General features: G+C 44.8%; 8 protein-coding genes. 1 reads left to right on the forward strand and 7 read right to left on the reverse strand.

Annotated features, from left to right (window positions below; translation table 11 throughout):
• Positions 1-279: 279 nt before the first annotated feature.
• A complete protein-coding gene (gene pyrF / locus ACFQ2O_RS17250) occupies positions 280-1,107 on the reverse strand; it encodes an orotidine-5'-phosphate decarboxylase (RefSeq protein ID WP_377530645.1) in 828 nt (275 codons plus the stop codon).
• Positions 1,108-1,425: 318 nt separating this feature from the next.
• Between pyrF and ACFQ2O_RS17255 the strand changes: the two genes are divergently transcribed.
• Positions 1,426-1,833 (forward strand): hypothetical protein, encoded by a 408-nt coding sequence (locus ACFQ2O_RS17255; protein ID WP_377530647.1) that lies wholly within the window; start codon positions 1,426-1,428, stop codon positions 1,831-1,833.
• Between the two features lie 74 nt (positions 1,834-1,907).
• On the opposite strand, the gene ACFQ2O_RS17260 is transcribed toward ACFQ2O_RS17255, so the two are convergent.
• The 6 genes from ACFQ2O_RS17260 to ACFQ2O_RS17285 form a co-directional block, all read right to left on the reverse strand.
• Positions 1,908-2,552, reverse strand: a complete 645-nt coding sequence (locus ACFQ2O_RS17260) for a LolA family protein (RefSeq protein ID WP_377530651.1) — start codon at positions 2,550-2,552, stop codon at positions 1,908-1,910.
• A gap of 26 nt (positions 2,553-2,578) precedes the next feature.
• Complete coding sequence (locus tag ACFQ2O_RS17265) at positions 2,579-5,230, reverse strand: FtsK/SpoIIIE family DNA translocase (RefSeq protein WP_377530653.1); 2,652 nt, start codon at positions 5,228-5,230, stop codon at positions 2,579-2,581.
• A gap of 73 nt (positions 5,231-5,303) precedes the next feature.
• Positions 5,304-6,335, reverse strand: a complete 1,032-nt coding sequence (locus ACFQ2O_RS17270; protein ID WP_377530656.1) for a quinone-dependent dihydroorotate dehydrogenase — start codon at positions 6,333-6,335, stop codon at positions 5,304-5,306.
• A gap of 206 nt (positions 6,336-6,541) precedes the next feature.
• Positions 6,542-7,396, reverse strand: a complete 855-nt coding sequence (locus tag ACFQ2O_RS17275; RefSeq protein WP_377530660.1) for a hypothetical protein — start codon at positions 7,394-7,396, stop codon at positions 6,542-6,544.
• An 88-nt stretch (positions 7,397-7,484) separates the two neighbouring features.
• The gene (locus ACFQ2O_RS17280) at positions 7,485-8,057 is read right to left on the reverse strand and encodes a pentapeptide repeat-containing protein (protein ID WP_377530663.1); all 573 of its coding nucleotides are present in this window, start codon (positions 8,055-8,057) and stop codon (positions 7,485-7,487) included.
• Positions 8,058-8,117: 60 nt separating this feature from the next.
• Positions 8,118-8,939 carry a hypothetical protein gene (locus ACFQ2O_RS17285; protein ID WP_377530665.1) on the reverse strand — a complete coding sequence of 274 codons (822 nt, stop codon included), beginning with the start codon at positions 8,937-8,939 and terminating at the stop codon, positions 8,118-8,120.
• Positions 8,940-8,987 lie beyond the last annotated feature (48 nt).

Here is an 8,987-nt window from a genome sequence, read left to right on the forward strand (position 1 = left end):
TGTCGGCTTTAGTTTTCATTATTATAATTTTGTGCTAACTATAGTATATAAGGAGCTGTTCCGGTTATTGGCCCTTTAGTTGGAGTGCTTAGAGCCTGTTTTGCTAATATCCTCAGACTGCAGTATGGGGGTTGGTTTCCTCTTCTATACATTTCAAAGCTAGTATTCAATACTCCCATAATTATAGTATAAACAAAATTACTCCAGTATAAGCCCAATATAGCAGAATTTACGGAATGAGCTAAACGGAATAAGCGAAATCCTGAAAAGCAATTAAAGCTACCCAACAACCAACTCCTTCAAAAGCCCCTCCATTTCACGCTGCACCTCTAGTGCGGCTTCACGGGCTTTCTCAGCGAAATCTTTGCCGGACGAGGCGTAGATGATCGCGCGGGTGGAGTTCACCAGCAAACCACATTGCTGGTTCATGCCTAGCCGTGAGATTTCTTCCAAGCTACCGCCCTGTGCGCCTACGCCTGGCACCAGCAGGAAATGGTCAGGAATTATCTGACGCACGCGCTGCACATAGTCTGCCCGGGTGGCTCCTACCACGTACATCATACTCTCAGCGGTACCCCAGTCTGCGCTGGTTCTCAGTACCTGCTCAAACATATACTCTTCCTTGCCATCGTGCAGGCGCAGCATCTGGAAGTCCTGGCTGCCGGCATTAGAAGTCAGCGCAAGCAAAATCACCCACTTGCCTTCCTGCGTGAGAAAAGGCTTCACAGAATCGGCTCCCATGTAAGGCGCGATTGTCACCGAATCAAAGCTCATCTGCTGAAAGAAAGCGCGGGCATATAACTCTGAGGTGTTGCCTATATCACCACGCTTGGCATCGGCAATGGTGAAGATTTCCTGCGGAATCACCTCCAATGTTTTTTGCAGACTCACCCACCCCTGCGGCCCCTGTGCCTCGTAAAAAGCGATGTTGGGCTTATAGGCCACGCAAAGATCTGCAGTGGCTTCCACTATTTGGCGGTTAAACTCAAATACAGGATCTTCTGTATCCAGCAGGTGCTCCGGCAGTTTCAGCGGGTCTGTATCAAGGCCAACGCACAGGTAGGATTTTTTCTTTAGGATTTGCTCAAAAAGCTGTTCTCTCGTCATCGGTTTGAGGTAGGTTAGGTTTATACAAAAGTATGGCTTTTATACCGTATCGCAACGGTGCAGTGGTTGTAAGTAAGGTTGATGTGGCAGCAGTAGCACCTCTGGTGTAGAGTTGCCAGTACATAAGGGAAACTACAATCGCTCCCATTACATATCAGCTTTTATACCTCGTGTCAGTAGTACACACCTCTATAGGTTTGTAGATCGATTAAAAGCTGGCACTTGCAGTGAGGGCATCAACAATAAATTCCCCAAAGCACCTGACTTGCAACTATTTTGCTCTTTTTGTACTCTTATCTATATAAACCCTATATAGCTATGATAAGACTACTTGCCATTTTCGCCCTGTTCCTGTTCTGCGGTTTTAGTTGCTCTAAAGATGAGGAAGATGTAAGCCCATTAGAAAAAGACCCTGCACCTGTCACGATGGTTGAGATGCCCGAAACCGCCGTTGTTGGGCAAACGGTAACTGCTAACATTTACTTTGTGGTGAATAACAGCTGCGGTAATTTTGGTTCTTTTGATGTGAGTACAGATCAGATGACGTATACTATCAAAGTATTTCCGAAGTATGTTGGGGAAACCTGCGCTATGTATTTACCTACACGCCAGGTAAACTACAGCTTTAAACCAGAAAAGCCGGGCATTTATATTTTGAAATTTCAGGCCGCAGGAGAAAATCAGTACATCACTAAAACATTGGTGGTAATCAAGGCAGGTTCGTGATAAGGCCTACATCTACTAAAAAAAGAAAGGCTGCCCCATGTGGAGCAGCCTTTTCTATATCATAAAAGGTCGGTTTATCTTAAGTCTACCACACTCACGCCTTTATACTTGGCCTTATTAAAAGTAAAGGCATCAGAGGCAAGTGCAGGGTTTGCCTGAAAGTTGCTGATGGTGTAGGTATAACGATTGCCGTTGCTACGGAACATCTGCCAGCTTTTCAAAGTCTTATCCTTTTGGCTTATGTACAAACGCACTTTGTATATCGGGTTTTTTCTGTCGTCCGGAGAAAGCTCAATTACATCATGCTTTACGCCGCCCATTGTCTCGGTACCAGCATAGGCGTACTTATAGCCCTTCTTGTACATCTCGAATATCTTACTTGGGGCCATTGCCTCTGCTTCCGGATCTGACTCTGTAATGGTTACCTCATTGGCATCCTTCAGGTACGTGTACATAGTTTTACCATCGCTGATAATCTCCTGGCCACTCACACCTAAGCGGTATTTATCGCCACTTACCGTTACGCTGCCATCCATGGTTTCTTTTACTTTGGCAGAAGGGTTTTCCAGGGTTTGAGCGAAGTCAGCTTTAAAAGCCTTCATCGACTTATATTTCTGGCTCATGGCGTTCAGGATCTTTGCCGCCTGAGGGTCCTGCTGTGCACTCGCTGCAGAAGCAAAAAGCAGCACAACCAGCAATAGAGAGAATAACTTTTTCATATCGTTTTTAGGTACTTGTTAAAGTTCTACCCGAGGGTATTCAATAACTGTTCCAAACTGTACTCGTCTGGAATTAAAACTTCACGGGCCTTGCTTCCTTCAAATGCACCCACCACTCCGGCAGACTCTAATTGATCGATCAAACGGCCAGCTCTATTATAGCCCAGCTTCAGGCGGCGCTGCAGCAGCGAGGTACTGCCCTGCTGGTGCTGCACAATAATACGGGCCGCTTCTTCAAACAATGCATCGCGGTTGCTTGGGTCGAAGTCGGCTTTTTCGTTACCGCTATCATCGCCCACAAACTCAGGCAGCAGGTACGCATCGCTGTAGCCTTGCTGATTGCCGATGTGGTCGCAGATACGGTCTACTTCCGGCGTATCCACAAAAGCACACTGGATACGGATCATATCCGAGCCGATAGAGAAGAGCATATCACCCTGACCAATCAGTTGGTCGGCACCACCGGCATCCAGAATAGTGCGGGAGTCGATTTTAGACGTTACTTTAAAAGAAATACGTGCCGGGAAGTTGGCTTTGATAATACCCGTAATTACGTTTACCGACGGACGCTGCGTTGCTACCACCAGGTGTATACCAATAGCTCGGGCCAGCTGTGCCAGACGGGCAATCGGTGTTTCTACCTCTTTACCGGCTGTCATCATCAAGTCGGCTAACTCGTCAATCACCAGCACGATGAAAGGCATAAACTTGTGCCCTTTTTTCGGGTTGAGTTTTCGCTCTACAAATTTGCGGTTATACTCTTTCAGGTTACGGCAGCCGGCATCTTTCAGCAGGTCGTAGCGCATGTCCATCTCCATACACAGCGAGTTCAGTGTGTTTACCACTTTCTTTGTGTCGGTGATGATGGCTTCGTCCGTATCGGGCAGCTTAGCCAGGAAGTGGCGCTCTATCTTGTTGAACAGCGACAATTCCACCTTCTTGGGATCGACTAGCACAAACTTCAGCTGCGATGGGTGGCGCTTGTACAGCAAAGAGGTAAGTATGGCGTTAAGACCAACTGACTTACCCTGACCTGTAGCACCTGCCATCAGCAAGTGTGGCATCTTAGCCAGGTCGGTGATGAAAACTTCGTTGGTAATGGTCTTACCGAAAGCGATTGGCAAGTCCATATCGCTCTTCATAAACTTCTCGGTAGATAGGATGGATTTAATAGAAACCATCTCTTTCTTCGTGTTCGGCACCTCAATACCAATGGTACCTTTGCCGGGAATAGGCGCAATAATACGAATACCCAAGGCCGCTAAGCTAAGGGCAATATCATCTTCCAGGTTCTTGATTTTGGAGATACGCACCCCGGCATCCGGCACAATCTCATAGAGTGTAACTGTTGGGCCAATGGTAGCTTTTATACTTGCGATGCTGATATTATAGTGCCCCAGCGTATCTACAATCTTGTTTTTGTTGGCTTCCAGTTCTTCTTTGGTTACCTGAATTTTGCTGGTTCCATAGTCGGTTAGCAGGTCTAAGGTTGGATATTGGTAGCGGGCCAGATCCATGGTCGGATCATAATTCTCCATCGCTCCTTTGCCATTCTCCTCTTCCTCTGTTTCTTCTACTTCCAGTTCCATCTCCGGCTCCTCTTCCACTGAAACCTCGTCCAGCAGCATGTCTTCCGGAAGTTCGATATCTAATTCCAGTGCGGGTGCAGCTGGCTTTGCAGGTGCAGGAACTGGAGCAGGCTCTTCCTCTGCAGAAAGTGTGCTCAATTCCATCTCGAGGGCGCGGTTTATTTCTTCGTCTTCCTCGTCAAACGGTATGTCTTCTTCATCTTCTTCATACGCATACTCCTCCTCTTCTTCATCTTCCTCATACTCGAGCGAGGCCGTAGGATCGGCATTGTGGTTCACCTGGTTTGCTCTGCCTCCCAGCACATCGCCTAAGTTATCAGCATAGTTCTTATCTGTAGCAGTTGCTCCCTCCATAGCCAGTACGGCAGGCTTGCCTGTACCCCAGTTTATACTTGTAACGTTAAAGAAGCTCACCACAAATACCAGCAGCAGGAAACCCAGCAGCAGCCAGGAACCCCACCCAATCAGGCTATTCAGCCAAATGGCGGTTTCAACGCCAATGGCACCGCCTAAAAAGCCTAATTTCTCGATAGCACCTGATGAAAAAACAACATAGCCAAGCGTAAGGCTAAGCCACAGCATACAAAAGCTACAAAGCCCTGTTACATAGCTTAGCGACACATTTACCCGCTTAAACACGATTTTTGTGCCGGTAAAAAATAGGATGGGTATAACAAAGAAGGCTCCAACGCCTACCAGATCATTGATGAAGATATGTGAAAGCCAGGCGCCAAAAAGGCCTAGCCAGTTCTCAGCTTCCTGCCCCGACTCTTTTAAGCCTGTGCCGCTTACTGTCTCCACCACGCTTTGGTCGGCATAGCCTGTAAAGAGATAAGAAACAAAAGCAATGGTCAGGAAAAAGGCCAGCAGCAAAAAAGTAAATCCTACTGTTAGCTTAAAGCGGCGATCCTGGAAAAAGGCTGGCTTGAAGTTAAACTTAGGCGTTGGGATGCGGAAGTTCCACTTCTTTTTAGCTTTCTTCGGCTTCTCCCCCTTCGGCACATTCCCTACGCGTGGCTCGTTCTTACTACGCGCCTCATTTCTCCGCCCTGCTTGCACCGTGTCGTTTCTGTAAGTATTCTTGGCCATACTATCTGCTAATTAGAATCTCAAATTTACACTTTTTAGCGGCATTGCCTTCGCCTTAGCGCGTTAATCTAAGCTACCTGGAAAGTAATTTTTTATTGATTTGACTTATCAAGCCTGGACCTTCATAGATAAAACCTGTATAAAGCTGTACTAAGTCAGCGCCTGCCTGTAGTTTCTCTACCCCGTCCTGTGCCGTCATGATGCCGCCTACGCCAATCAAACGTATTTCTGGTGGCAAAAAAGTACGCAGGTGGCGGATAATTTGTGTAGAGTGGATGGTTAGAGGTTTGCCGCTCAGGCCGCCCATACCTATTTCCTGCACCCGTGCCTCTGGTGTTAGCAGCCCTTGCCTGCTAACGGTGGTGTTGGTACCGATAATACCGCTCAACTTTGCTTCTGTGGCAATCTCAATAATATCGTTCAGCTGGTTCAGGTTAAGATCGGGCGCAATCTTGAGCAGCAGCGGCTTAGGCGTCCTCATTTTCTGGTTCTCTTCCTGAAGCGATACCAGCAGCCTTTGCAGTGGCTCTTTGTCTTGCAAAGCACGTAGGTCTGGCGTGTTGGGAGAACTTACGTTCACTACAAAGTAATCCACCACGTCAAACAGCGCCTTAAAACAGTAGAGATAGTCGCTGAGGGCATCTTCGTTCGCCGTCACTTTGTTTTTGCCGATGTTGCCGCCTACAATAATATTGCTCTTTCGCTTCTCTAACCTTCTCACCGCCGCATCCACGCCTTTGTTGTTAAAGCCCATGCGGTTAATGATGGCCTGGTCCTGGGGTAAGCGGAAAAGGCGTGGTTTATCATTGCCGGACTGTGGCTTTGGGGTAAGTGTGCCGATCTCTACAAAGCCAAACCCAAGCTCCGCCAGTTCATCCACCAGCATGGCATCTTTATCGAAGCCTGCAGCCAGACCAACCGGGTTCGGAAACTTCAGCCCGAATAGCTCTCGCTCCAGCCTTGGGTCATCAACCTTGAACATACTTTGAGTTATGTTACGGGCCAAGGGCAGCTTCATGGAAGCACGCAGGGCATCAGTGGTCAAGTAATGGACTTTCTCGGGGTCGAGCTGGAAGAGCAGCGGGCGAAGCAGACTTTTATACACGGGTGGCAGTGTTTGGTTATACTTGCCTGCAAAGATAAGATGACTATGTTAGGATGTAAGGATGAAGGAGATAAATCTCTGGAAATAATTGTAGTGTGGGAGCTTTGAAAAGGTGTAACAGCTACTGTTCTTACAATAGCCCTCCCTGCTCATCTTGTAGGCAAAGCCAGCGAAGTAAGATGGAAAGGTGCAAAAACAAGCATTATTTATAATTTATTAAACAGAGGGACCCCTTGTTCGTTATATTCAAGTGTCCAATTCCACCCGTATGATCCTGTATCAGCTCCGCTCCTTACATCTAATTTCTGGCTTCTGAATTTCCTAAAGTTGTTCTTGGAAAGCGATCTATAGAAAGTGTTATCAAACATAAACAGGTGCTGAAAAGGATTTATCGCCGTATCGTAATCTTCAAACGTTTCTATAATCATTGTCAGAAATTTTTCATCATTAAGCAGAAGTCGGGTTTCCACTTTTTCCAGATTCCCTTCAGCATTAAAAAAGAAATTTTTAACCGCATCTTTGTTCACAGATGTACCATGCTGGTTCCTGAATACGGAAAAGCATACAATTTGGGCTAACTTACCATCACTGCTATAGGTATATTTAAGTGAGTCGTAGGACTGCCTATTTTCCTGTTTGTATATTAAATAATCTGGTTGATTTTCGGCTTTCATTTTAAAATGCCATTCCTGCACAACCCACTTCCACTCTCCAATGCTTCTGATAGTTACATCCACTGCATTTCCGGTTCGGTTTACGTCATAAATTACTTGGCGGTCATTGCTCTTAATAGTATCGTTAAAACAGACATTGTTCAGAAGGCAATTATATCCCCCTGTTTGCTTCGTTACTTTACCTCTCACATATTCTAATGTATAAGCCTCAAGCGGATCTATGATATTCCAATGCTGATAAGCACTTTCTTGATAAGCACTTCTATAATAAGAACGCACCATATATTTGGAGGCAAATGCTTCAATAGAAAATATTGGTGCCTCATGCTCTTTATCGCAGCTGAACAAGACACAAGCACAGATACACAGCAGTATAATTTGCTTCACGAGAGAGATAGGAGTTGAGTTATTAAAATTATATAGTTGCTATGTCTTCAAATAGACTTTACCTAAAAGCCATACATCAAATTACACTTTACTCAATGCGTAATTTATACTTGGTAAGCAGCCCCTCCAGTCCTTGCAATGAGAAGCGGGCTTTGGTAAGGTTATTTGCTTCTGGATCAATGGTAAAATTGTAAGCCGTTCGGAAATCTGCCTCTTTCAACTCTGTTCTGCTAAAAACAGCCGACTCCAGGTTCGTATTATCAAACAATGCTTTGTCGAGGTTAGCACTTGTGAAGTCCACGTTTTTCAGGGAAGTGTTGATGAATTTCGTTCTTGGCATTTTCTTCTTTGTAAAAGAAGCATAGTCAAGGATGCAATTGTCAAACTGAACAGAAAACAAAAAATCCTCGCACTCATAGAAGTTGAGTCCAGTTAACTTGCAATCCTTAAAAGAGACATCCCGCATCGAGGAACCACTTAAATTCATCATTGCCAGGTTACATCCTACAAATTCGCAGTCTACAAAGCGGTTCTGTGAGAAGTCGCTGTTAGAAAAGTCACAGGATTTAAAGGTACAGCGCTCAAACTCTCTGCCTCTTATCTGCTTGCCTGAGTAGCTGACTTTTTCAAACGTTTTTCCTTCGTGAATGAGTGACTCCATGGTTCTTTATGTGATGTGCAGTTATAATGTATAGACTGATTTTGCTAACCTTCCAGCAAGTTATAGCTTATCGAAAAAAGGCCAATTAGCGTCACCGCATTCAAGATCCCAATCCCGTCCTTGGGTATCATATAAAATCCCATTGGGCAATTCTACTTCCTGCCTTCTATATTTTCTAAAGTTGTTATTTGATAATGACCTGTAAAATGTGTCATCGAACATAAACAAACTTCGGAACGGGTTTACAGCAGTGTCATAATCATCAAAGCGCTCTAATACCATCTTTATTACAAAGCCATCATGAAGTAATCGTCGCGTTTCAACCTTTTCAAGATTTCCAGCGGTATTAAAGAAGAAGTCTTTCAAGCCATCTTTGATTGCAAACTTTTCATATTCATCCTCATAGACCCTATATTTGATGATCTGCTTCAATCTATTATCAGCATCGTAAACATAGCGAAGAGAGTCATACAGTTTATGATTCTCAATCTTGCGAAGCAGGTACTCTATCTGACTTGGATTCTTTAACTTGATTAGCCACTCCCAATGCCGGATATCCCACTGGCTGTCACCACTTCTGTTAATAATACTAATCGTGTTCTTGCCATACGTTACATCATCTACTATATTAAATTGATCAAGAAGTGACTTACCTTGGCACGAATTATCAAATACACATTCCTGTCCTCCGGTTCTTTTGGTTACTTTGCCATCTTTGTATTCAAGCTTATAAGCTTGAAAATTTGTAAAGTTAGCTCCTTCATTCATATCAACCATATACTTGGCAGCATACGCATCTATAAGAGGCTCAGCAATTTCCGTGTCTTTAGAGCAACTGAAAAGCAACAGGCTGCTCAGGCAAATAAGTATAAGTTGTTTCATATGTAGAGTTCATTAAAATATAATTTGGATGATAGATACTAAAGCAAA

The sequence above is a fragment of the Pontibacter rugosus genome, from assembly GCF_042678745.1.
GTDB lineage: Bacteria > Bacteroidota > Bacteroidia > Cytophagales > Hymenobacteraceae > Pontibacter > Pontibacter rugosus.

Bases quoted from the DNA above. Each gene is read 5' to 3' on its own strand.
- ACFQ2O_RS17260 (WP_377530651.1), bottom strand. From the start codon at position 2,552: ATGAAAAAGTTATTCTCTCTATTGCTGGTTGTGCTGCTTTTTGCTTCT.
- ACFQ2O_RS17285 (WP_377530665.1), bottom strand. From the start codon at position 8,939: ATGAAACAACTTATACTTATTTGCCTGAGCAGCCTGTTGCTTTTCAGT.
- ACFQ2O_RS17280 (WP_377530663.1), bottom strand. From the start codon at position 8,057: ATGGAGTCACTCATTCACGAAGGAAAAACGTTTGAAAAAGTCAGCTAC.
- ACFQ2O_RS17265 (WP_377530653.1), bottom strand. From the start codon at position 5,230: ATGGCCAAGAATACTTACAGAAACGACACGGTGCAAGCAGGGCGGAGA.
- ACFQ2O_RS17255 (WP_377530647.1), top strand. From the start codon at position 1,426: ATGATAAGACTACTTGCCATTTTCGCCCTGTTCCTGTTCTGCGGTTTT.
- pyrF (WP_377530645.1), bottom strand. From the start codon at position 1,107: ATGACGAGAGAACAGCTTTTTGAGCAAATCCTAAAGAAAAAATCCTAC.